Below are 21,282 nucleotides of genomic sequence, written 5' to 3'. Positions count from 1 at the left end.
TTAGACGACTTCAGGCCATACCCCGCCTATAACGACTGTCATATCAGGTGGGTGTGAAGGCGACACGTCGGCGATGAGCGGGAGACGCGGACGCAGGAGGCTCAGTCGGAGATGGCGGCGTCGCGGTGGACCCACTCGGCGCTGTGGGCCGCCTTGTACAGGAAGTCGGCGACGTCCGCGCGGCTGATCGACGGGTTGCCCTTCATCGGGAGCCGCTCGCCGACGAGGTAGCTGCCCTTGGCGGGTCCCGTGGTCAGCATGGTCGGGTAGACCAGCGTCCAGTCCAGACCGCTGGAGCGGATCATCCGCTCGGAGATCTCCTTGTTCGCTTAGATGTTCCGCAGGAACGTGCGGTACATGACCTTCTGCGCGAGGCTGGCCGACCGGTGGGTGTCACCCACGCCGAACGACGAGAGCCACACCAGGCGGGACACGCCCGTCTCTTCGGCCGCGCCGATCACGGCCGTCGCGGCGCGGGTGAACAGGTCGTCGGCACGTATGGACGTGCTCCTGCCGAGGGCCGAGATGACGACGTCCTGCCCAGTCATGGCCTTCGCGACATCGTCCTGCGAGGTGGCGTCACCGGCGACCACGTGGACCCGGCCGGCCAGGTCGTTCAGCGCCTTCGGCCTGCGGGCCAGGACGCTCACCGTGTCGTCGGCCGCGATGGCCAGGTCGACGAGGTGGCGGCCGGTGGGGCCGGTCGCACCGAGGATCAAGAGCTTCATGGGCTGCGCTTTCGTTTGGGAAGAGGGCGAGGCCGGTGTTCAGGCGAGGTCGGCCAGGTCTTCCTCGGTGAGGGGGATCGCGGCGGCGGCCACGTTCTCCTCCAGGTGGGAGAGAGACCCCGTGCCGGGATGGCCAGGGTCACCAGGGAGGAGGCCGGCAGCCAGGCCAGGCCGATCTGGCCTACGGTGGCGCCGTGCCGGGCCGCCACCCTGGCCAGCCGCTCGTCGTCGAGGTCCCGGCCGCCGCCCATCGGGAAGAACGGAACGAAGGCGATACCGGCCTTCTCGCAGGCCGCCAGGAGGTCGCCGTCGCCACGCTGGGCGGCGTGGTAGTGGTTCTGCACGGCCGCAACGGGTGCGATCGCGCGGGCCTCCGCGAGATGGTCCGCGTCCACGTTGCTGATGCCGAGGTGGCGGATCAGGCCCTCCTCGCGCAGCTCCGCCAGTGCTTCGAAGCGTGCGGCGAGTGATTCGCCGTGCGGGGGCGACATGGCGCCGATCCGCAGATAGGCCAGGTCGAGCCGGTCCAGGCCCAGGCTTTCCAGGTCGGCCTCGACCAAGGGGCGCATGTCAGCGGCGGTGCCCTGGGTGAAGCCGTCCTCTCGGACGATGTGCCCGACCTGGGTGGCGATCACCAGGGTGGAGGGGTAAGGGGAAAGCGTCTCGCGGATCAACGTGTTCGCCCGCACCGCACCAGCCTCGACGCTGCCTCACGGTTTCAAGCCGGAGTGCGGGCGGGGGAGTTGGGCCTGACCCGTAGGTGAGCACTCCCACGTGCGACGCCCTCAGGCGTCCTTGATCCGTACGCGGTCGCCGCACAGTTTCGCCCAGTCGTCGCGGTCTGAGGTCAGCACCAGGACGGGCGCCGGGGAGCGGAGCGCCATCGCGGCGACGAGAGCATCGATGGCGTATTTGTGGCCGTGCAGGCCGCCGGCGTCGCTCAGCAGCCGCACCGCGATGGGGCTGTCCGCCTGAGTGACGTCTTGGACCTGAAGCCGGGAGAGCAGCCAGTGCAGTCGGGCGGTATCCGTCTTCCCGTAGACGGCCTCCACCACGGTCAGGGCCGAGACGAGGACAGGCACGCCTACGCGCCGGGCGGCTTCGATCCGGGTGATCATCTGGCGGTCGTTGCGCAGGAGCAGCGACAGTGCCTGGGAGTCCAGAACCAGGGACCTGGCCGCGGGTTCCTTCACGCGGCGCTGCCACCGGACGCGTACGGCGCCGTTGCGTCACCGAACAATTCGCGCTGTGCGGCCTGGACCTCGGCCTCGCTCAACGGTTCGTGCTCGGTTTCGTAGGCGGCCACGATCTCGGCGAGGCCGTCCATCGCCAGCTGGTGCCGGACCGCCGCTGTCACGTAGGCGGACACGCCGCGCTTACCGGTGCGCGTGCGCAGAGCAGCTAGGAGTTCCGAGGGCATCGAGACGGAGATGTTCTCCGTGCCGCCGGGGCGGGGTGACTTCATGGTGCCAGCCTAGTACAGGAACTATTACAGCGTTCAGGTGCTGTGTGGCCTCATCGTTGATGCGTAGGCTTGGCGCCCCGGATCTTCTTGTACTCTGTCGCGGCCCCCGTGCTGGGATGGTGCTGGGATGCGCCGGCATTTCCGCAGGTCACAGCCTTGTGGTGGAGTTCCGCTTCAACGTCTGAGCGGAGCACATGACACCACGTTGCTCGACGTGGCAGACATGCAGTTCGGAAGGGGTCAGCCTCGCGAGAGGCCGGCCCCTTCGTCCGTCCCGCGCCGGCTCGGTGCTGGATCTTCTGGCTCGACGTCAGGGGTAACCCGGTGTCGGGACAGCCGGGCGATGTGCGACGTGCACGGCCCACACGACGGTCGTGCGGTGCGCCCCGATGTGCCGATCGGGCGCACCGCCGTGCCCTGCACCCGCAGGGTTCGTTTGCAGGGCATGAAGAAGATCATTTCGGCCGCCGCGCTCACCGCCGCCGCCCTCACCCTGGCCACCCCGGCCGTCCACGCCGCACCCCTCTCCACCCAGCAGACCCCGCTCAGCTCGGCCACTCGCGCCGACGGCCCCGTCGGACCCGGCCTCAGCGAGCTCGTGGCGATCGCGGAAGGCATCCTGAAGAAGTACGGAATCACGCGCTGATATCCCCGGGAGCCGTCCGAAGCAGAGGGCGTGGCTCCGTCGACGCCCCGCTGCCGGACTTCGGCACCGGGGCGTCGAGGGTTGCGGTGTCAGGTCTTGGGAGGCACTTCCGACGATCGAGGCGTCAACTCGGCGGCACTGTGCGAACCGCACGGCCTGGCCACCCAAGGCTCGAAACGAGCGGGTATCAGTGGCCCCTCTCCGAGAGACCTAGCGGAGAAGCCCCCGCACGAACCTCGAGCGCTCGTGCAGGCACCGGCGGGCGACGGCCACACCGGCGGCGGCAGCGAGAGCGAGCAGGGCGAGGAGAGCTCGCTTCCTGCGGTCCGGGTTGTGCCGGGGCGGCCCGGGAGCGTTCGTCTCGGGGGAGAGCTCTCCGCTGATCCGCTGCCAGACGCGTTTCGGGGGTGCCGTCGGCAGGTCCACCAGCTGCGCGGTGCGCGCCGCGGTCACCAGGCGGGTCAGGACGCGCAGTTCGTCACCGCAGCGGCCGCACTCCTCGACATGGCGCAGGGCCTCGGCGTCCGCGTCGGTCGAGGTGGCGTTGCCCAGCGCCAGTTCCACCAGGTGCGCGGGCTCTACGTGGGCCACTGCGCCCTCCCGGACTTCACGGGCTCCGCCGTGACGACGAGGTTGGACAGGTAACCGCCCCGCTCGGGGACGAACGGGGGCGCGCACGTGATGAGCGTGAGGGCCGGGGCACCGGTGCGGCGGAACGCCGAGGGCGGCAGCTCGTCCTTGGGGACGGTGACGCGTGAGACGACGCGGTAGCGCACCGGTTCCGCCCCGGCACGCCGCACCTCCACCCCGTCCCCGCGCCGTACGTCGTACAGGGCGGCGAACTCGCCGATCGCTCCGGTCTCGCTGTCCACGTGCCCGACGAGAACCGCCGAACCCGAAGCGCTGCCCGGCGCCGGACCGTAGCGGTACCAGCCGGCCATGGACGGCTCGTCGGGGACCGCCGTCTCGCCCCGGTCCGTCACACCCACCGGAGTGACCCGGGCATCGACGCCCGTGCGGGGCAGCAGGACGCGGCGGGGCGGTGGGGCCGGTGCCGTGCTCGGTGCGGCCTTCGCCGTCGAGTCGGTCGTCCACCCGGAGGGGGCACCCTTCGAGCCGGTCGTCCGCCCGGAGGGCGCGGTCGTGAAGTCGGGGGCCGGCGCGGCCGGTTGCGACGGCCCGGCCGGGAGGCCGAGGACGGCTGCCAGAGCGGCAGCCGCCAGCATCGGTCCCGTCAGCCGGCGTGCACCGTCAGCCACGTCGGCGGGCGACCCGGCGGGCCACCAGCAGACCCGTCACCGCGACCGCTCCGGCCCCGGCGGCCCAGGCCGGGCTCAGGTCGGAGGAGTTCGGTGCGACGGCGGCACCGTTGCCGCCCGCGGGAACGCCGCGCGGCGATGACGCCATGCCGCTGAACGTCTGGGTCGCCAACGCCAGGTTCTTGTCGGCGGCGCTGCCCCAGGCGTAGACGACGTTGCTCGTGCCTTCGCCGAGCTTCAGGTCGGCCGGGCCGATGGCCACGGTGTCCGTACCGGCGAGCACCACATCGGTGTTGAGGGTGCCCGCGTCGACCTCGGCGGTGTCCTCCTTCGGGTTGGGCAGGTTGCTGAAGACGGGCTGTCCGCCGGCCCGGACGTCGACGGCCGGGGCCGCCGCGACATGGCGGACCGTAAGACGGGCCTTTCCTGCGTCCACCTGGGAGACGTCGTTGGTGAAGGCCGTCAACTCCGGTTTGCCGTCGGCGGAGAGATGGGCGGCGACCGTGGCGTTCGCGCCCTCGGGCACCTCGATCTTCTTCTCCAGGGCCGGAGTTCCCGAGGGGTCCTTGCCCGCTTCGAAGATCTTGATGTCGTAGGTGCCGGCGTCGAGCGCCTTGGGGTCCGTCACCGTGCCGGGCTTGAAGCCGCCGACCAGTTCGTCCCCGTTGGCGTACACGTCCACGGTCATGCCGGGGATGCCGTGGAAGACCGACACCATGGCCTGGTCCTGCTGTTCGGCCAGGGCGGGAGCGGAGACGCCGAGGGCCAGGGCGCAGGCTCCGGCCGAGGCGGCGATGGCGAGGCGGGTGTGGGAGGTCATGGGAATCATCCCTTCGAACGGAGTCTCCGTACGGTGCGGAGTCTCGGTCCTGTTTTCAGGTCCGGGGGCCGTCGTGGATGCGCGTACGGCGGCACCGCTACAGGTCCGTGCCGGCGGTCGCGGGCTGCTCGATCACCGTGCGCAGCCGGTGCAGGCCGCGACGGGCGTGGCTCTTGACGGTCCCCAGGGGCATCCCGGTCCGCTCCGCGATCTGCGCCTGGGTCAGGTCCTCGTAGAAGGCCATGCACAACACCTCCCGTTGATGACGTGGCAGCCGGGCCAGGGCGTCGACCAGCAGCACCCGGTCCAGGACGCGGTCCGGTGCCGCCTCGTCGGAGCCGGCGGTGTCCGCGTCGCGGCCGGCCGAGTCGATGAGCGTCAGCCGTCGTGTCCGGGCCGCCAGCGCGTCGACGATCTTGCGGCGCGTGATGCCGACCAGCCAGGCACCGAGCGGACCCCGTTCGGGGCGGAAGCCCGCCCGGCCGTGCCAGGCGCCGAGGAAGACCTGCTGGGTCACGTCCTCCGCCTCATGGGTGTCACCGAGCAGTCGGGTGGCCATGGTGTGGACGAGCGCGCCCCAGCGCCGGTAGATCGCGGCGAACGCCTCCTCGTCGGCGGCGACTAGGCCACGGGCCAGCTCCTCCTCGTACCGCGTTTCCTCCGCGGGCGCGGTGGGGGCGGTCGGTCGCGTGTTCGTGATCATGGCCTGGTTCCTCCTGCAGTGCGTCGTGCGGGGACGGAAGGCCGTCTGCCGAACCGCACCGGTCGCGCTGCGCGAGCCGCGACCATGCGCTCCAGGCCAGTGTTCGGTGCACAAACGACGCGGCTCAACATGCGTCGTTTATGCGTCGTACAGTCGGAGGTATGGGTGCACACGAACGGGACAGCGAACGCCGCGGACGCGAGGCCGGGCCGCTCGGCACCGGGCCACAGGCGGGTGGGCCGATCGAGGGAGGGCCGGTCGGGGGTGGTCTGACCACCGGCGAGGTGGCCAGGCGGCTGGGGGTCGCGCCGACGACGGTCCGCACGTGGGACCGGCGCTACGGTCTCGGGCCCGACGAGCACACCGGTGGCCGGCACCGGCGGTGGACCCCGACGGACGTGGCCCGGCTGGAGCGGATGTGCGCCCTGACCGCGACCGGGATACCGCCCGCCGAGGCGGCCCGCGCGGCCCTCGGCGAAACGACGCAGGGGACGGCTCCGACGGGCCCGGCCGCCGGAGCGACGCAGGCACCGGGTTCCGTCGGCCGCGGCTCCGGAGCGACGCAGGCGGAGGGTTCTGTGGGCCGGGGCGCTCGGGCGATACGGGCGGAGGATGCCGTGGGCGGGGGAGCTCGGGCGATACAGGCGGAGGGGCTCGTGGGCCGGCGCGCTCGGGCGACGCAGGACCCAGATCCGGACGGGCCGGCTGCCGCGGAGTCCCAGGACGCGCTCGCGAACCCGGGACGAGAGGGCATCGGAGCGTCACCGGGACCGGCCGGAGCGTCACCGGGACCGGCCGGGGTGGCAGCGGGACCGGCCGGGGTGGTACCGGGGCCGGCGGGCCCGGGGCGGTCGTCCGGCGGCACACCACCGCGACCGTCGGATCGCGCCCGCACCAGCGCCGCCGCACCCACTCCCGCCCCCGCCCTCACTCCCACCCCCACCCGCAGCCGCGCGGGCAGTGGGCTGCGCCTCGGTGATGTGCGTCAGGAGTGCAAGGGCATCGCCCGTGCCGCACTGCGCCTCGACGCCCCCGCCCTGGACGACCTGCTCCAGTCCGCGATCGCCGAGCACGGGCTGGTCGCCGCCTGGACCGAGGTGATCATGCCGACCCTCCAGGCGGTCGGCCGCAAGTGGGAGAGCTCGGGCGAGAAGTACGTCGAGGTCGAGCACTTCCTGTCCTGGCACGTCTCCGGCGCACTGCGGCGGGGCGCCCCGCCCGCGGCCCCCGACCGCCCGGGCGCGACCGTCGTACTCGCCTGCGTGCCGGGGGAGAACCACACGCTGCCCCTGGAGGTACTGGCGGCCGCGCTGGCCGAACGCGGTGTGCCGGTGCGGATGTTCGGCGGCGCCCTGCCCGTGGAGTCCCTCGTCACGGCCGTCCGCCGAACGGGGCCCGCGGCGGTGGGGTTGTGGGCGCAGTCCCGGACGACCGCCAGCCGGCCGCTGGCCCAGCACGTGGCGGCGATGGAGTGGGGAGTGCGCGGGGCCCGCCGCAAGCCCGTCGTCATGACGATAGGGCCCGGCTGGTCCGGCCGCACCGTTGCCGGACTGCCGCGTCCGACGGGGCTGGCCGAGGCCGTCGCCGTTCTGGAGTCGGTCGTGCCGCGGTGATCCCGGCCGACCGCATGCGTGCCGTGGTGGCTCCGGCCGACCGCATGCGTGCCGTGGTGGCTCCGGCCGACCTGGTCCCGCCCGTCCCGCCGCATCCGGACTGCATCCGTACAGGGCCGCCGGCCGGAAGCGGTGGACGGACAGGACACAGTCGACGAGGTGGCCGGGAACGGGGTGCGGTGATGGGCGGCGTGTGGTGGGCCCGGTGAGCCGGGGACCTGTCGGCGCGCCGGACGTGGTGATCCTCGGGGGCGGAGCCGCGGGCCTGAGTCTCGCGCACCGGCTGGTCGAGACCGCCGTCGCGTCCGTGACCGTGGTGGAGCCGCCGGACGGTCCCGCGCGTCCGGCGGAACGGACCTGGTGCTACTGGGACCAGGGCGACGCCGACGCCGACGGCTTCGGCGAAGCGGTGGCCGCCACCTGGCCTCTGCTGCGCATGCACGACCGCGACGGCAGTCCGCTCACCGTCGATCCGGCCCCCGCCCGCTACCGCATGGTGCGTTCCACGGCGTTCGAACGGCTGGTGCACGCGAAGCTGGAACGCTCGCCCGGCGGCCGGCTGCTGCGCGCGAGAGCCGACACGGTGCGCGACATCCCCGGAGGCGCCGAGGTCCGCTGCACGGAACCCGACGGCCGGACAATGACCCTGCGCGCGGGGCTCGTGTTCGATTCGCGGCCCCTGCGCGCACTGCCACCGGCCCGGACGCAGTTGCTGCAGCACTTCCGTGGCTGGTTCGTGCACACCCGCACCGACCGGTTCGACCCGGCGGTCGCCGACCTGATGGACTTCCGGGTGCCCCAGCCGCGGCACGGCCTCGCCTTCGGCTACGTCCTGCCGCTGGCCCCGGACCGGGCGCTCGTCGAGTACACCGAGTTCTCCAGGAGCCCGCTGACCACGGCGGCGTACGAGGCAGCGCTCGGTCACTACGCCCGGGACGTGCTGCGCCTGGGCGAGTTCGCCGTGGAGACGGCCGAGCAGGGCGTCATCCCCATGACCGATGCCCGCTTCCCCCGGCGGACCGGCACGGCCGTCTTCCGCATCGGAACCGCGGGGGGAGCCACCCGCCCCGCCACCGGCTACACCTTCGCGGCCGTCCAGCGGCACAGCCTGGCCGTCGCGGCGGCCGTGCGGGACGGCCGCGCCGCCGTGCCCGCGCCGCACGGGCGGCGGGCGCTCGCCATGGACGCGGTGCTGCTGCGGGCCCTGGACACCGGCCGGATCGACGGCCCCGCCTTCTTCACCGGCCTCTTCCGCCGGACCCCGACGCACCGCCTGCTGCGCTTCCTCGACGGTGCCACCTCGCTCCGCGAGGAGTGGGGCATCGGGCTGCGCACCCCCGTGGGCCCGATGCTGCGCACCGCGCTCGAAGTGCCCTTCCTGCCCCGCCGCACCCACCCCGCCCCAGGAACCGGAAAGAGCCCCCGATGACCCTGCTGCGCGACCGCGACCTGGCACACGCCTTCGACCACGCGTCCCGCACCTACGACCGCCTCACCGGACTCAACCCGGGCTACCGCGCCGACCTGCTGCGCTCGGCCCGCCGGCTGCGGCTCCCGCGGGACGGGGCCGGGCTGCACCTGCTCGACCTGGGCTGCGGCACCGGTGCTTCCACCCGGGCCCTGCTGCGGGCCGCACCCCGTGCGCGGATCACCGCCGTGGACGCCTCCGCCGGCATGCTGCGGCGGGCCCGGACCAAGCCCTGGCCCGGCACCGTGCGCTTCCTGCACCTGAGCGCCGAGCAGTTGGCGACGTCCGGTGAAGGGCCGTTCGACGCGGTCTTCGCCGCCTACCTGTTCCGCAACGTCTCCGACCCGGACGGCGTCCTCGGCACCGTGCGCGCACTGCTGCGGCCGGGCGGGCGCCTCGCCGTCCACGAGTACAGCCTCGGTGGCTCGCCCGCGCACCGGGCGCTGTGGACGGCCGTGTGCCAGGGGGTGATCGTCCCGGCGGGCACGCTCACCGGCGACCGGGCCCTGTACCGGCACCTGTGGCACAGCGTCCTCGACTTCGACAGCGCCTCCGCCTTCACCGGGCGGCTGACGCGGGCCGGGTTCACGGGCGCGCGGGCTCTGCCCCTCGCCGGATGGCAGACCGGCATCACGCACACGTTCGTCGCCCACAAGGGGTCAGCCGCGGCCGGGGAGGCCACCCGATGAGTCCCGCGACGAGTTCCCCGAAGAGCCGCCCGGCGAGCGCCCGCCCGGTCGCCCGCCGCGGCCGGGACCGCAAGGCCGAGGTGCTGATGCCGGAGCCCGGCCGGGACCGGCTCCCGCCCGGGGACGCACCGTCCGTCGCCGTGGTGGGGGGCGGCATCGCCGGACTCGCCGCGGCCACCGGACTGGCCGAACGCGGCGCCCGGGTGACCCTCTACGAACGCGAGGACTCCCTGGGCGGCCGCCTCGCCGGGTACCGCACCCGGCTGGCCGACGGCTCGGAGGTGACCATGAGCCGCGGCTTCCACGCCTTCTTCCGGCAGTACTACAACCTGCGCGGCCTGCTGCGGCGCACCGACCCCGCCCTCGCCCGCCTCACCCCACTGCCCGACTACCCCCTGCGGCACAGCGGCGGACTGACCGACAGCTTCGCCCGCGTCCCGCGCACCCCGCCCCTGAGCGCCCTCGGCTTCGTCGCCCTCAGCCCCACCTTCGGCTGGCGCGACCTCACCGCCCTGGACGCCCGGGCGGCGCTGCCACTGACGGACGTGCGCGTGCCCGAGGTGTACACACGCTTCGACGAGATCAGTGCCACCGCCTTCCTGGAACGCGTCCGCTTCCCCGAGGCCGCGCACCACCTGGCCTTCGAGGTGTTCTCGCGCAGCTTCTTCGCCGACCCGCGCGAACTCTCCGCCGCCGAACTGATGCTGATGTTCCACATCTACTTCCTCGGCTCCTCGGAGGGACTGCTCTTCGACGTGCCCGGCGAGCCCTTCCCCGAGGCCCTGTGGGAGCCGCTCGCCGACTACCTCCGGCGGCTCGGCACGACCGTCCGCACCGGCACACCCGTCCTCGGCGTGGACCCCGCCGGCACCGGGGGAGCCGAGGTGCGCACCGGCAACGGCACCGAGCGGCACGACGCGGTGGTCCTCGCCCTCGACACCGGGGGGCTGCGCGGGGTCGTCGCCGCCTCGCCCGGCCTGGGCACCGCCCCCTGGCGCGACGGCATCGCCGCCCTGCGCACCGCCCCGCCGTTCCTCGTCTCGCGGCTCTGGCTCGACCGGCCGGTCCGCGCCGACCGCCCCGGCTTCCTCGGGACCAGCGGCTACGACGGCCTCGACAACATCAGCGTCCTGGAACGCTACGAGGGCGAGGCCGCCCGCTGGGCCGCGAAGCACGGGGGTTCCGTGGTGGAACTCCACGCCTACGCCGTCACCCCCGGCGCGGACCCCGGGGCCGTGCAGGACGCGCTGCTCGGGCAGTTGCGCCGGGTGTACCCGGAGACCGGCCGGGCGCGGGTCGTAGACGCCCGGCACGAGTGGCGCTCGGACTGCCCGCTCTTCCCGGTCGGCACCCACCACCGGCGCCCCACGGTGAGGACCCCGCACCCGTGGCTGACGCTGGCCGGCGACGGGCTGCGCTGCGACCTGCCCGTGGCCCTCATGGAACGCGCCGCCACCACGGGCTTCCTGGCGTCCAACGCCCTGCTCGCCGGGTGGGGAGTGCGCGGCCAGGTGCTGTGGACCGTGCCACGGGCGGGCCGCTCCCCGGCGCTGCGGGCACTCGGCGCCCTCGCGGGCCGTCCGGCACGCCGATGATCCCGGGCCGGGGCCGCCGAACGGGCCCGGGCCGCTCCGCACAGGCCCGTCCGGCGGGGTCATCCGGATCAGGACAACGTCCGGGGCCGCGCAACCGGCCTCCCGGTCACCCGGGAAACCGCCCCGTGCTGCGCAACTCCCAGCGTCTCTCGGCGTAGGCGAGGTCGTCGCGCCAAAGGCGCCCGGCCGTCCGGCGCATCAGGGGACGCAACACCGGGGCGGCGGCGCGGGCCAACGCGAATCCGGGCCGGTCCGAAGCGGCGACGACCGCCTCGACCACGGCCGTCCGTGGCTGCTCGGCGTCAGCGGCGGTGAGCGGCGTGGCATGGGTCTCCACCACGGACGTGGCGCCCTCGCCGTCGGTGATGCGCATGACGACGGTGCGCGGCTCCGGCGCGGTGAACTCGGCCCGCACGGGCACCACCAGACGACCCGCCACCCGGAAGGAGACATCGACCACGAAGGCGTCATCCCCGAAGTCCCCGTAGTCCCCGTAGTCCCCGTTGTCACCGTTCTCCCCGTCGCCCTCGTCGCCTGCGTCACCCCCCGGTTCCCTCACGACCGTCAGGTCGACGAAGGAGTACGGGTGGAACCAGGACCCGTGCCACGGGTCGAGCCGGTTGGCCACCACGTCCTGCGGTTCGCACCGCCCGACCGCCGTGAACACGGCGTCCACCCCGCTGCCCGGTGCGGGCCGGGCCGGGATCAGGGGCCGCTCCGACGGCTCCTCACCGCCCACGGTGTCCAGCCGTACCCACACCAGCACCCCGTCGTCGTGGGCCGGGTACGGCTGCCAGCCGGCGAACGCGGAGCCGTCCAGGGCCAGTCCGTGCCAGTGGCACACCAGCGTGCCGCACACCACGCGGCTGTCCCGCAGGGGGGCACCGAGGTGCGGGCAGGCGCCGGGACCGGCCCGGAGCTCACCGCCCTCAGAGCGCCAGAGCACCACTTCCACGCCGCCGACGGTCCTCCCGTAGGGGCGGCCCGGTCGCACGTCCCGGGAGGCGCCCATGACGAACCAGTTGCCGGAGGGCCGGGCGGTCGCCCGTTTGAGGGTGTCGGCGATCAGCGCAGGCCGGGCCGCGCGCCAGGTCGGTGTCTGCTCCGCCCAGCCGGGGCCGCTGCGCCGCCGCAGCGGCGAGGTCCGGCGTGCCTTGTCCGCCCGGTCAGCCACGGCCCTGTTCCTTCCGTTCCGATGCGGCCGGAGCCGTCGCGTGCGCCGCCCACCGCGCGCGGGCCACCCTCAGGACCCCGGCCGCGGCGGTGGCCGCCCGCCGGCGCCGGGGCACCACGGCACGGCGGTGCAGCACCGTGTAGTCGTGCCGCGCGATCGCGTCGAGGATGCCGCCGTACAGCGTGAACGCCGTCCTGATGCAGGGGCGCACCCGAGGGTCGAGCATCGCGATGCCCGGTTCCGCCGTCCGGTACACGTCCCTGGTCAGGGCCTCGGCCGCGACGAGTGCCGACCGGACGCGCGGGTCGCGGCGGCCGCTGCGCCGGCTCCACTCCAGGAGCGGCCGGTCCACGCCGTGGGCGGCCAGCAGGTCGGCCGGCAGATAGACGCGACCCCGGTCGAGGTCCTCGCCCACGTCCCGCAGGAAGTTGGTCAGCTGGAACGCCACCCCGAGTGCCGCCGCGTGCGGTGCCGCCTCCTCGCGCGGGACGACCGTGCCGAGCACGGGCAGCATCTGCAGGCCGATCACCGCGGCCGAGCCGTGCATGTAGGTCCGCAGGTCGGCGTAGGTCGGGTAGTCCGTGACGGTCAGGTCGGCGCGCATCGAGGCGAGGAAGTCGGCGAACAGGTCCACGTCGATGCCGTAGCGGTCGGCGGTGTCGGCCACGGCGCGGACCACCGGTTCGTCCCCGCCGCCGCTGCGCAGCGCATGGCTGAGGTCCTCCTCCAGCCGCTTCAGCAGCAGGTCCCGCTCGTCGGGTGTCAGGCGCCGGTCCAGGTCGTCGACGATGTCGTCGGCCCAGCGGGCGAAGCCGTACAGCGCGTGCACGGCCGTACGGCGTTCCAGCGGCAGCAGGCGCGTGGCCAGGAAGTAGGTCCGGCCGTGGCGGGCGTTGAGCTGCCGGCACCGGCTGTAGGCGGCGCGCAGGCCGGGGTCGGTGACCCCGGCGGCGTCCAGTTCACGACGGGTCATGGGCACCTGCTCCGGTCGGGGTGGACGGGCGGCGGTACGCCGGCCTGCCGGCCCGGGGCGCTCGGGCGCGGCCCCCGGTGACGCGGGCGGCGGCGAGTTTCCCGCTGATGAGCACGGTCGGTACGCCGACACCGGGGGTGGTCCCGCAGCCCGCGAGCACCACGTTGTCCAGCCCGCGGACGAGGTTGCGCGGCCGGAACGGCCCGGTCTGGGCGAAGGTGTGGGAGACCGAGAAGGGACTGCCCGCCGCATGCCCCTGGGCCGTCCAGTCGAGCGGGGTCACCAGCAGCTCCTTCTCGACGCTGTTCGCGAAGCCGTCCAGGCCGCGGCGCTCCAGCTCGGCGACCAGACGGTCGCGGTAGCGCGGGCCGAGGTCGCGCCAGGCTGCGGCGGAGGGGCCGATGTCGGTGTTGGGGCAGGGCGCCAGGACGTAGTGGAGGTGGCGGCCCGGCGGCGCGAGCGAGGCGTCGTGCGTCGTCGGACGGGTGATCAGCAGCGACGGGTCGCTCATCAGCGTTCCCGAGCGGGTCAGTTCCTCGAAGGTGCGCTCCCACGCGGCGCCGAAGGACAGGGTGTGGTGGGCCAGCTGGGGCCAGGTGCGGTCGGTTCCGGCGTGCAGGACCACCGCGGACGGTGAGTGCCGGAGCGGTACCGGGCGCCGGGGTGCCCGGCCCAGGAGCCGGTGCGCGGCGGGCAGTTCGCAGGTCAGCACCACCGCGTCGCACGGGATGCGCTCACCCGAGGCGAGCCGGACCGCCCGTACCCGTCCGGCGGAGCGTTCCAGCGCGCTCACCTCGGCCTGCCGGCGCAGCTCCGCACCGGCACCGGCGGCCACGTCCGCCATCGCCCGGGGCAGCGCGTGCATGCCGCCCTTGGGGAACCAGACACCTGCCACGGTGTCCATGTAGGCGATCACCGCGTAGGCCGCGAGCGCCCGGGCCGGGGCCACACCGGCGTACAGGGCCTGGAAGGAGAAGACCCGGCGCAGGCGGGCGTCGGACAGGAAGCGGCCGATCCGGCCGTCGAGGCGCCCGAAGCCGCCGAGCGCCGCCAGCCGGGCCAGGTCCGGGTGCGCGAGCTGGAGCGGGGAGTCGAAGTTGGTGTCGATGAAACGGCGCATCTGCGCCCGGTACAGCCGCTCCAGCCACGTCCGCAGCCTGCGGTAACCCGCGGCCTCGGCCGGTCCGGCGAAGCGCCGCACCTCCGCCTCCATGGCGTCGCCGTCGGTGTGCACGTCGAGCGAGGACCCGTCCGCGAAGGCCGCCCGGTAGGCGGGGTGCAGGGGTACCAGCTCGACGTGCCGGTCGAGACGCTCGCCGACCGCCGCGAACGCCTCGTCGGCCAGCTGCGGCATCGTCAGCACGGTGGGCCCGGTGTCCACCAGGTAGTCGCCGAGCCCGACCCGCCCGGCCCTCCCGCCCGGTCCGGCGTCCCGCTCGACGAGCGTGACCCGCCGTCCGGCGCCCAGTAGGTGCAGGGCGCACGCCAGACCGGACAGGCCGGCGCCGACCACCACGACGTGGTCCGTCGGGCCGGTCACCGTCCTCATACGAGTTCCTCCGCGTGCCGCGGGGCGACGCCCGCGGCACGCTCGACCAGGGAGGCGAACTCCCGCTGCACGGCGGGGGCCGCACCGGTCGCCTCGAAATGCCGCAGGCCGGAGGCCGCCAGGCCGGCGATCCTCGCCTCCACCTCGGCCCGGGCGCCCGTCCGTTCCAGTGCCGCCCGCATCCGCTCGACGGTGTGACCCGGCAGGGCGTCCGCGTCCGGGGCGAGCACGGCGGCCGCGTCCTGGTCGCCGGCGGCCTCCGCGAGCCGGACGGCGACGGCGAGGAGCGGGGTGAGTTTGCGGGTGCGCAGGTCCTCGTCGGCCGGTTTGCCGGTCAGAGCGGGGTCCCCGAACGCGCCGAGGAGGTCGTCGCGCAGCTGGAAGGCGAGCCCCGCGCACCGGCCGGCGGCCCGCAACGCGCCCAGAGTGCGGGCATCGGCACCGGCGAGCGACGCGCCCAGGGCCAGGGGCCGCGCGACCGTGTACCGGGCGCTTTTCAGGACGGCGATGGTCAGCGCCTCCTCGGACCCGGACGAGCCGCTCGCCTGCGCGCGCAGGTCGCGGTACTGGCCGGCGACCATCTCGGTGCGCATGGCCCGCCACTCGTCGTACAGCCGCGGGCCGTACGGCGAGGCGAGCGCGGTCTCGGTCAGCAGGTCGTCCGCCCACGCCAGCGCCAGATCGCCCGCGAGCACGGCCGCCGACGTCCCGAACGACTCGGCGGAGGGGTACGCCCGGCCGTTCGTCCGGCCCGCCCGGTGCCCGTGGGCGAAGTCCACGTGCATCGCGGGGGCGCCCCGGCGCAGCGGTGATCCGTCCATCACGTCGTCGTGGACGAGGGCGCAGGCCTGGAGCAGTTCGAGGGCGGCCCCCGCACGCAGGACGGCGTCCGCGTCACCGGAGCCGCCCGCCGCCCGCCAGCCGCACCACACGAACGCCGTCCGCAGCCGCTTGCCGCCCCGCCGGACGAACGCGGCGACGCGCTCGGCCATCTCGTGGGTGAACACCGCATCGGTGTCGCGGGCCTGCCGCAGCCGCGCCTCGAGCACCCGCTCGAGGACCGCCTCCATGGCACGGGTGGCCCCCGGAGCCGTGAGCGGGGCGTCGTCCGTCTTCGCCGGTCCGGCCGCCGTCGGCCGCGGTCCAAGCATGCGCAACCCCTCTTCGCTTCCCGTCATCCGCACATCAGTGCTTCCGGGGGGAGCGGTGTTTCGGATGCGCCGGGCGCCGGGCTCTCAGCCCCTCCGGCCCCGGCCCAGCGATTCCGGCCCCGGCCCAGTCCCTCCGGCCCCGGCTTATCCGGGTCCAGGCTCCGGCTTATCCGGGTCCAGGCTCCGGCTTATCCGGGTCCAGGCTCCGGCTCATCCGGGCCCTGGCTCCGGCTCATCGGGGGTCCCGGCTCCGGCTCATCCGCGTCCCGGCCCCCGCTCACCCTCGCCCCCGGGCCTCCCGGAAGCGGGCCAGGCCCTCGCCGAGGTCGAGGAGCGGCTCCGGGTAGCGCAGCAGGGCCCGTTCGTCGTCCGGCAGCCGCCAGGGCTCGTGCACGGCGGCGCCGGCGACGTCCGCCAGCTCCGGCACCCAGCGGCGTACGTAGGTGCCGTCCGGGTCGTAGCGCTTGCCTTGGAGGACGGGGTTGAGGACGCGGTGGGGGCGGGTGTCGGTGCCGGTGCCGGCCACCCACTGCCAGTTCAGCTGGTTGTTGACGACGTCGCCGTCCACCAGGTACCGGAGGAAGTGCCGGGCGCCGATCCGCCAGTCCACGTAGAGCGTCTTGGTCAGGAAACTCGCCACCACCAGCCGCGCCCGGTTGTGCATCCAGCCCTCGTGCCGCAGCTGGCGCATGCCCGCGTCGACCACCGGGTAGCCGGTGCGCCCCTCCCGCCACGCGGCGATGTCCTCGGCGGCCTCCTCCTCGCCGCGCCACCGGTCGTCCCGGGAGCGGTAGTCCCGGACGGACACCTCGGGCCGGGCCGCGAGGACCTGGTGGTGGAAGTCGCGCCAGCACAACTGGCGGACGAACGCCTCCGCCCCGGGACCGCCCCGCTCGCGGGCCCGCCGGACGACCTCCACCGGCGAGAGCGCCCCGAAGTGGAGGTAGGGCGACAGGCGTGAGGTCGCGTCACCGGCCAGGTCGTCGTGGCGCTCCTCGTACCGGGCCAGGCCGGTGTCCGCCCAGCGCGCGAACCTCTCGCGCCCCGCCGACTCCCCGCCGGGCGGCAGGCCGGGTGACAGGTCCGCCGCCTGCGGGCGCGAGGGCGGTTCCTCGCCGTGAGCCGTCCCGGGGACCCGGATCGCGCGCGGGGCGGGCAGGAGGTCGCGCAGCGGTTCCTTGGACCAGCGGCGCATGTACGGGGTGAACACGGCGAAGTGGTCCGAGCCGAGCGGTGTCACGGCCCCCGGCGCGACGGCGGTGACGACGCTGTCGTGCACCCGCAGCGCGACCCGGTCGGCGTCGAGTTCCTTGCGCAGCCGCTCCTCGCGGCGGTGGGCGTAGCCGGTGATCCCCGCCGCCATGTGCACCTCCGTGGCACCGCACGCGGCGGCGACCGCACGGACCTCGCGGGCGACCGGCCCGCTGCGCACCACCAGCCGTCCGCCGAGGCGGCGCAGCGAGGAGTCGAGGTCGGCCAGGCAGTCGGCGAGGAAGGCGGCGCGGTTGGGCACGTCGAAGCCGGCGGCGTGCACGGCGGGGTCGCGGACGAACAGGGGCACCACCTCGTCGGCCGAGTTCAGCGCGGCGTGCAGGGGCGGATGGTCGTGCAGACGCAGGTCCGAGGTGAACAGGACGACCGCGACGGTCATGGTGTCACTCCTGGTGCGGTGGTGCGGATGCCGTTCGTTGCTGCCGGACACTTCGCCGCTCGCGGGCCCGCCGGATGCGCGAGGTCCGGCGATGTCCGCCGGTGCCCTCGGACGCGGCCCGGGCGATGTTGCGGGCCATGCCGCCGAACACGGCGGAGTGGAACGGGGCGACGGACCACCAGTAGGCGTGTCCCAGCAGGCCGCGCGGATGGAACAGGGCGCGCTGCCGGTAGCGGGTGCGGCCGTCGTCGTCGGTCTCGGCGTACATCTCCAGCCAGGCGAGTCCCGGCAGCCGCATCTCGGCGCGCAGCCGCAGCAGATGACCGGGTTCCAGCTCCTCGACCCGCCAGAAGTCGAGCGAGTCACCGACCCGCAGGCGCTCGGTGTCCCGCCGCCCGCGGCGCAGTCCGACCCCGCCCGCGAAGCGGTCCAGCCGGCCCCGGACGGCCCAGGCGAGCGGGAAGGAGTACCAGCCGTTGTCGCCGCCGATGCCCTCGACGACCTTCCACAGCGCCGCCCGGGACGCGTCGACCGGCCGCTGCCGTTCGTCCTGGTAGAGGCTGCCGCCCGCCCAGTCCGGGTCCGTGGGCAGCGGGTCGCTGGGCGCCCCGGGCACCGAGGCCGAGGACCAGCGGGTGGCGACCTGCGCCTCGCGCACCTTGCGCAGCGCCAGGGACAGCGCCTCGTCGAACGGCAGCGGCCGGCCCGGGAGGTCCGGCACGTACCGGGCGATGTCGTGTTCGCGGCAGACGACCTCGTGCCGCAGCGACTCGGTCAGCGGCCGGGCCAGGGAGGCGGGCACCGGGGTGACCAGGCCGACCCAGTGGCTGGACAGCCGCGGGGTGAGGACCGGGACGGGCACGATGAACCGCCGCGGCAGGCCGGCCACGGAGGCGTAACGCAGCATCATGTCCCGGTAGGTGAGGACGTCCGGCCCGCCGATGTCGAAGGCCCGGTCGACGTCGTCGGGCATGGTGGCCGACCCGACGAGGTAGCGCAGCACGTCGCGCACCCCGATGGGCTGGGTGCGGGTGTGCACCCAGCTGGGGGTGACCATGACGGGCAGGCGTTCGGTGAGGTAGCGCAGCATCTCGAACGACGCCGAGCCGGAGCCGATGACGACGGCGGCCCGCAGCACCGTCGCGGGGACGGGGGAGTCGAGGAAGATCTGCCCGACCTCGGCCCGGGACCGCAGGTGCGCGGAGAGCGAGGCCGCCGGGACGCCCTGGGGCGTGAGCCCACCGAGGTAGACGATCCGCCGTACGCCCGCGGCCCGGGCCTGCTCGGCGAAGACCCGGGCGGCGGCGCGGTCGGTGTCCTCGAAGCGGGAACCGGAGCCCAGGGCGTGCACCAGGTAGTAGGCGACGTCGACACCGCGCATCGCGGCGGCGACCGAGTCCGGGTCCGTGACATCGCCCCGGACCGTCTCGGCGTGCGCCGCCCAGGGGTGGTCGCGGAGCTTGCCGGGCGAGCGGGCCAGACACCGGACGTGATGGCACTCCTGCAGCAGTTCCGGCACCAGGCGCCCGCCGACGTATCCGGACGCCCCGGTGACCAGGCAGTGCAGCCGCCGCCCGTCCGTCGTCATACGCGTACCTCCCCGGCGCCCCGCACCGCTGCCGTGCTGCCGGATCACGACCGGCCCTGACGGGAACACTTCCGGCTCGGCGGTCCCGGCGGATGCACCCCTGGGCGCCGCGGGCGGTTCAGTCCTCCCGGCGGGCGAGGACGCTCGGCCACCACGCCCGGCGCCCGATGCCGATCATCAGCGCGGGCACCAGCAGGGAGCGCACCACGAGCGTGTCGAGCAGCACCCCGAAGGCGACGATGAACGCGATCTGCACCAGGAACGCCAGGGGGATCACCATCAGAGCCGCGAACGTCGCGGCCAGCACCACACCCGCCGAGGTGATCACGCCGCCGGTGGTGGTCAGCCCGCGCAGCACGCCCCGTCGGTTGCCGTGCGCGAGCGCCTCCTCCCGGACCCGGGACATCAGGAAGATGTTGTAGTCGACGCCGAGCGCCACCAGGAACACGAAGCCGTACAGCGGCACCGAGGCGTCCGTGCCGCTGAACCCGAGAAGGTGCTGGAAGACCAGCGCCGACACCCCCAGCGTCGCCAGGAAGTTGAGCCCCACGGTCGCCACCAGCAGCACCGGCACGAGCAGCGAGCGCAGCAGCAGCACCAGGATCAGCAGGATGACCGCGAGCACGATCGGCACGATGACCGTGCGGTCCCGGGCGGCGGTCCGCTGGGTGTCGAACTGCTGCGCCGTGTAGCCGCCGACCAGCGCGTCCGCCCCGGGCACCGCGTGCACCCCCGCGCGCAGCCGCTCGACCGTCCTCTTGGCCGCGTCGCTGTCCGCGGCCGCCTCCAGGGTGGCGTCGACGCGTACGCGCCCGTCGACGACGAGCGGTTCGCCCGCCCCGGGCCGTCCGGAGGCGGAGACGGCACCGGCGAAGGCCACGCCCTCGGTGCCGCGCGCGGCGGCCGTCACCTCGGCTGTCCGGTCGGCGTCGGCGATGATCACGGCGGGGTTGCCGGACCCGCCGGGGAAGTGCGCGCCGAGGGTCGCCTGCGCGGCCACCGAGGGCGCGTCGTTCACGAAGATCTCGTCGAGCGGCACGCCCTTGGCGGACAGGGAGGGCGAGAAGGCCGCGCACCCGGCCAGCAGCAGCGCCGTCACCGCCCAGGTGCGGCGCGGCCGGGCGGACACGACGGCCGCCACCCGGCGCCACACGCCGCTGCCCTCCACGGACTCCTGCGGCGGCTTCGGCCGGGAGGGCCAGTAGGCGGTGCGGCCCAGCAGCGCGAGCGCGGCCGGCAGGAAGGTGAGGGTGACGAGCACGGCGCAGCCGATGCCGATGGCGCCGACCGGCCCGAGGGCGCGGTTGTTGGTGAGGTCGCTCGCGAGCAGGGCCAGCAGCCCCAGCGCCACGGTGGCGGCGCTGGCGGTGATCGCCCCGAAGGAACGGCGCACGGCGGCCACCGCGGCAGCGAAACGGTCCTCGCGCAGGGCGATCTCCTCCCGGAAGCGCGCGGCCAGCAGCAGGGCGTAGTCGGTGGCGGCGCCGATCACCAGGATCGACAGGATGCCCTGCACCTGGCCGTCGACCCGGACCACGTCCCGGCCGGCCAGGGCGTAGACCACGGCGCAGGCGAGGCCCAGCGCGAAGACCGACCCCAGGATGATCAGGAACGGCAGCAGGACGCTCCGGTACACCAGCAGCAGGATCAGCAGCACGGCCCCGAGGGCCACGCCGAGGAGCAGTCCGTCGATGCCCGCGAACGCGTCCGACAGATCGGCCTGACTGGCGGCGGGCCCGGCGATCCGCGCCGTGGTGCCGGGCACGCCCCGGGCGGCCTCGCGCACCGTGTCGAGGGTGGCGGGCAGTTCGTCGCCGAGGTCGGGCCTCAGCTGGACGACCGCCTGTATCGCCTCGCGGTCGTCGGAGAGCAGGGCGGGGGAGGGGCGGCCCACGACGCCGGGCTTCCCGGCGAGTGCGGCGACGGCCCGGCCGGCCTCGGCCTGCCGCTCCTTCGTGATGCGTTCGCCGTCCGCCGTCCAGACCACGATGGCCGGCACGGTCCCGGACCGGTCGAAGGCTGTGCGGGCTTCGAGGGCCCGGGTGGACTCGGCGCTGCGCGGAAGGAACGCGGCCTGGTCGTTGGTGGCCACCTCGCCGAGCTTGCCCGCGTAGGGGCCGAGCGTCCCGCCCACCCCCAGCCAGACGAACAGCAGAACGAGCGGTACGAGCCACCGGGCCCGACGCGGTGCGGTACTCATGCGCATTCCC

18 protein-coding genes and 3 pseudogenes are annotated in these 21,282 nt (G+C 74.4%); 6 read left to right on the top strand and 15 right to left on the bottom strand.

All coding sequences use genetic code 11. The features are described from left to right. Nucleotides 1-101 precede the first annotated feature (101 nt). The 4 genes and pseudogenes from ACFCXS_RS00580 to ACFCXS_RS00565 form a co-directional block, all read right to left on the bottom strand. Nucleotides 102-728 (bottom strand): annotated as a pseudogene (locus ACFCXS_RS00580) (NAD(P)-dependent oxidoreductase). Between the two features lie 39 nt (nucleotides 729-767). Beyond that, a pseudogene (locus ACFCXS_RS00575) lies at nucleotides 768-1,423 on the bottom strand (aldo/keto reductase); the annotation flags it as partial. Between the two features lie 90 nt (nucleotides 1,424-1,513). After that, nucleotides 1,514-1,921: a PIN domain-containing protein gene (locus ACFCXS_RS00570; protein WP_376640502.1), complete on the bottom strand. Its 408-nt coding sequence runs from the start codon at nucleotides 1,919-1,921 to the stop codon at nucleotides 1,514-1,516. Then, nucleotides 1,918-2,193, bottom strand: coding sequence for a hypothetical protein (locus ACFCXS_RS00565; RefSeq protein ID WP_376640500.1), 276 nt, complete (start codon nucleotides 2,191-2,193; stop codon nucleotides 1,918-1,920). The genes ACFCXS_RS00570 and ACFCXS_RS00565 overlap by 4 nt, the downstream gene beginning before the upstream one ends. Before the next feature lie 445 nt (nucleotides 2,194-2,638). Between ACFCXS_RS00565 and ACFCXS_RS00560 the strand changes: the two genes are divergently transcribed. Next, nucleotides 2,639-2,839, top strand: coding sequence for a hypothetical protein (locus ACFCXS_RS00560; protein ID WP_376640498.1), 201 nt, complete (start codon nucleotides 2,639-2,641; stop codon nucleotides 2,837-2,839). Nucleotides 2,840-3,049: 210 nt separating this feature from the next. Here ACFCXS_RS00560 and ACFCXS_RS00555 read toward each other — a convergent pair whose 3' ends face one another. The 4 genes from ACFCXS_RS00555 to ACFCXS_RS00540 all read right to left on the bottom strand — a co-directional run bounded on the left by ACFCXS_RS00555 (nucleotide 3,050) and on the right by ACFCXS_RS00540 (nucleotide 5,621). Continuing rightward, nucleotides 3,050-3,430 carry a hypothetical protein gene (locus tag ACFCXS_RS00555; RefSeq protein ID WP_376640497.1) on the bottom strand — a complete coding sequence of 127 codons (381 nt, stop codon included), beginning with the start codon at nucleotides 3,428-3,430 and terminating at the stop codon, nucleotides 3,050-3,052. Continuing rightward, nucleotides 3,418-4,098: a class F sortase gene (locus tag ACFCXS_RS00550; RefSeq protein ID WP_376640495.1), complete on the bottom strand. Its 681-nt coding sequence runs from the start codon at nucleotides 4,096-4,098 to the stop codon at nucleotides 3,418-3,420. Before ACFCXS_RS00550 ends, ACFCXS_RS00555 begins: the two co-directional genes overlap by 13 nt. Next, entirely contained in the window at nucleotides 4,091-4,918 is an 828-nt protein-coding gene (locus ACFCXS_RS00545; RefSeq protein WP_376640493.1) for a DUF4397 domain-containing protein, read from the bottom strand. Before ACFCXS_RS00545 ends, ACFCXS_RS00550 begins: the two co-directional genes overlap by 8 nt. 97 nt (nucleotides 4,919-5,015) lie before the next feature. Next, nucleotides 5,016-5,621, bottom strand: a complete 606-nt coding sequence (locus ACFCXS_RS00540; RefSeq protein WP_376640491.1) for an RNA polymerase sigma factor — start codon at nucleotides 5,619-5,621, stop codon at nucleotides 5,016-5,018. A 140-nt stretch (nucleotides 5,622-5,761) separates the two neighbouring features. On the opposite strand from ACFCXS_RS00540, the pseudogene ACFCXS_RS00535 reads away from it, so the two are divergent. The 5 genes and pseudogenes from ACFCXS_RS00535 to ACFCXS_RS00515 all read left to right on the top strand — a co-directional run. Beyond that, a pseudogene (locus ACFCXS_RS00535) lies at nucleotides 5,762-6,073 on the top strand (MerR family transcriptional regulator); the annotation flags it as partial. Nucleotides 6,074-6,277: 204 nt separating this feature from the next. Then, entirely contained in the window at nucleotides 6,278-7,234 is a 957-nt protein-coding gene (locus tag ACFCXS_RS00530) for a B12-binding domain-containing protein (RefSeq protein ID WP_376641484.1), read from the top strand. A gap of 205 nt (nucleotides 7,235-7,439) precedes the next feature. Continuing rightward, nucleotides 7,440-8,663, top strand: a complete 1,224-nt coding sequence (locus tag ACFCXS_RS00525; protein WP_376640490.1) for a lycopene cyclase family protein — start codon at nucleotides 7,440-7,442, stop codon at nucleotides 8,661-8,663. Next, nucleotides 8,660-9,391, top strand: coding sequence for a class I SAM-dependent methyltransferase (locus ACFCXS_RS00520; protein WP_376640487.1), 732 nt, complete (start codon nucleotides 8,660-8,662; stop codon nucleotides 9,389-9,391). The genes ACFCXS_RS00525 and ACFCXS_RS00520 overlap by 4 nt, the downstream gene beginning before the upstream one ends. Further along, entirely contained in the window at nucleotides 9,388-10,986 is a 1,599-nt protein-coding gene (locus ACFCXS_RS00515) for an FAD-dependent oxidoreductase (RefSeq protein WP_376640485.1), read from the top strand. The genes ACFCXS_RS00520 and ACFCXS_RS00515 overlap by 4 nt, the downstream gene beginning before the upstream one ends. A 106-nt stretch (nucleotides 10,987-11,092) precedes the next feature. Here ACFCXS_RS00515 and ACFCXS_RS00510 read toward each other — a convergent pair whose 3' ends face one another. The 7 genes from ACFCXS_RS00510 to ACFCXS_RS00480 all read right to left on the bottom strand — a co-directional run bounded on the left by ACFCXS_RS00510 (nucleotide 11,093) and on the right by ACFCXS_RS00480 (nucleotide 21,272). Then, nucleotides 11,093-12,160, bottom strand: a complete 1,068-nt coding sequence (locus ACFCXS_RS00510) for a DUF5914 domain-containing protein (protein ID WP_376640483.1) — start codon at nucleotides 12,158-12,160, stop codon at nucleotides 11,093-11,095. Further along, nucleotides 12,153-13,133, bottom strand: coding sequence for a phytoene/squalene synthase family protein (locus ACFCXS_RS00505; protein WP_376640481.1), 981 nt, complete (start codon nucleotides 13,131-13,133; stop codon nucleotides 12,153-12,155). Before ACFCXS_RS00505 ends, ACFCXS_RS00510 begins: the two co-directional genes overlap by 8 nt. Continuing rightward, the gene (locus ACFCXS_RS00500) at nucleotides 13,120-14,682 is read right to left on the bottom strand and encodes a phytoene desaturase (RefSeq protein WP_376640479.1); all 1,563 of its coding nucleotides are present in this window, start codon (nucleotides 14,680-14,682) and stop codon (nucleotides 13,120-13,122) included. Before ACFCXS_RS00500 ends, ACFCXS_RS00505 begins: the two co-directional genes overlap by 14 nt. Next, the gene (locus tag ACFCXS_RS00495) at nucleotides 14,679-15,833 is read right to left on the bottom strand and encodes a polyprenyl synthetase family protein (protein WP_376640476.1); all 1,155 of its coding nucleotides are present in this window, start codon (nucleotides 15,831-15,833) and stop codon (nucleotides 14,679-14,681) included. The genes ACFCXS_RS00500 and ACFCXS_RS00495 overlap by 4 nt, the downstream gene beginning before the upstream one ends. A gap of 277 nt (nucleotides 15,834-16,110) precedes the next feature. Then, nucleotides 16,111-17,484 carry a cryptochrome/photolyase family protein gene (locus ACFCXS_RS00490; RefSeq protein ID WP_376640474.1) on the bottom strand — a complete coding sequence of 458 codons (1,374 nt, stop codon included), beginning with the start codon at nucleotides 17,482-17,484 and terminating at the stop codon, nucleotides 16,111-16,113. A 4-nt stretch (nucleotides 17,485-17,488) separates the two neighbouring features. Beyond that, the gene (locus ACFCXS_RS00485) at nucleotides 17,489-19,072 is read right to left on the bottom strand and encodes an SDR family oxidoreductase (RefSeq protein ID WP_376640472.1); all 1,584 of its coding nucleotides are present in this window, start codon (nucleotides 19,070-19,072) and stop codon (nucleotides 17,489-17,491) included. A gap of 118 nt (nucleotides 19,073-19,190) precedes the next feature. Further along, nucleotides 19,191-21,272 carry an MMPL family transporter gene (locus ACFCXS_RS00480; RefSeq protein ID WP_376640470.1) on the bottom strand — a complete coding sequence of 694 codons (2,082 nt, stop codon included), beginning with the start codon at nucleotides 21,270-21,272 and terminating at the stop codon, nucleotides 19,191-19,193. Nucleotides 21,273-21,282 lie beyond the last annotated feature (10 nt).

The sequence above is a fragment of the Streptomyces sp. NPDC056373 genome, from assembly GCF_042262425.1.
Taxonomy (GTDB): Bacteria; Actinomycetota; Actinomycetes; order Streptomycetales; family Streptomycetaceae; genus Streptomyces.
This window is presented reverse-complemented; position numbering and strand designations above follow the sequence as displayed.

Bases quoted from the DNA above. Each gene is read 5' to 3' on its own strand.
- ACFCXS_RS00540 (WP_376640491.1), bottom strand. From the start codon at position 5,621: ATGATCACGAACACGCGACCGACCGCCCCCACCGCGCCCGCGGAGGAA.
- ACFCXS_RS00490 (WP_376640474.1), bottom strand. From the start codon at position 17,484: ATGACCGTCGCGGTCGTCCTGTTCACCTCGGACCTGCGTCTGCACGAC.
- ACFCXS_RS00480 (WP_376640470.1), bottom strand. From the start codon at position 21,272: ATGAGTACCGCACCGCGTCGGGCCCGGTGGCTCGTACCGCTCGTTCTG.
- ACFCXS_RS00485 (WP_376640472.1), bottom strand. From the start codon at position 19,072: ATGACGACGGACGGGCGGCGGCTGCACTGCCTGGTCACCGGGGCGTCC.
- ACFCXS_RS00495 (WP_376640476.1), bottom strand. From the start codon at position 15,833: ATGCTTGGACCGCGGCCGACGGCGGCCGGACCGGCGAAGACGGACGAC.
- ACFCXS_RS00515 (WP_376640485.1), top strand. From the start codon at position 9,388: ATGAGTCCCGCGACGAGTTCCCCGAAGAGCCGCCCGGCGAGCGCCCGC.
- ACFCXS_RS00500 (WP_376640479.1), bottom strand. From the start codon at position 14,682: ATGAGGACGGTGACCGGCCCGACGGACCACGTCGTGGTGGTCGGCGCC.
- ACFCXS_RS00545 (WP_376640493.1), bottom strand. From the start codon at position 4,918: ATGACCTCCCACACCCGCCTCGCCATCGCCGCCTCGGCCGGAGCCTGC.
- ACFCXS_RS00565 (WP_376640500.1), bottom strand. From the start codon at position 2,193: ATGAAGTCACCCCGCCCCGGCGGCACGGAGAACATCTCCGTCTCGATG.
- ACFCXS_RS00560 (WP_376640498.1), top strand. From the start codon at position 2,639: ATGAAGAAGATCATTTCGGCCGCCGCGCTCACCGCCGCCGCCCTCACC.
- ACFCXS_RS00520 (WP_376640487.1), top strand. From the start codon at position 8,660: ATGACCCTGCTGCGCGACCGCGACCTGGCACACGCCTTCGACCACGCG.
- ACFCXS_RS00505 (WP_376640481.1), bottom strand. From the start codon at position 13,133: ATGACCCGTCGTGAACTGGACGCCGCCGGGGTCACCGACCCCGGCCTG.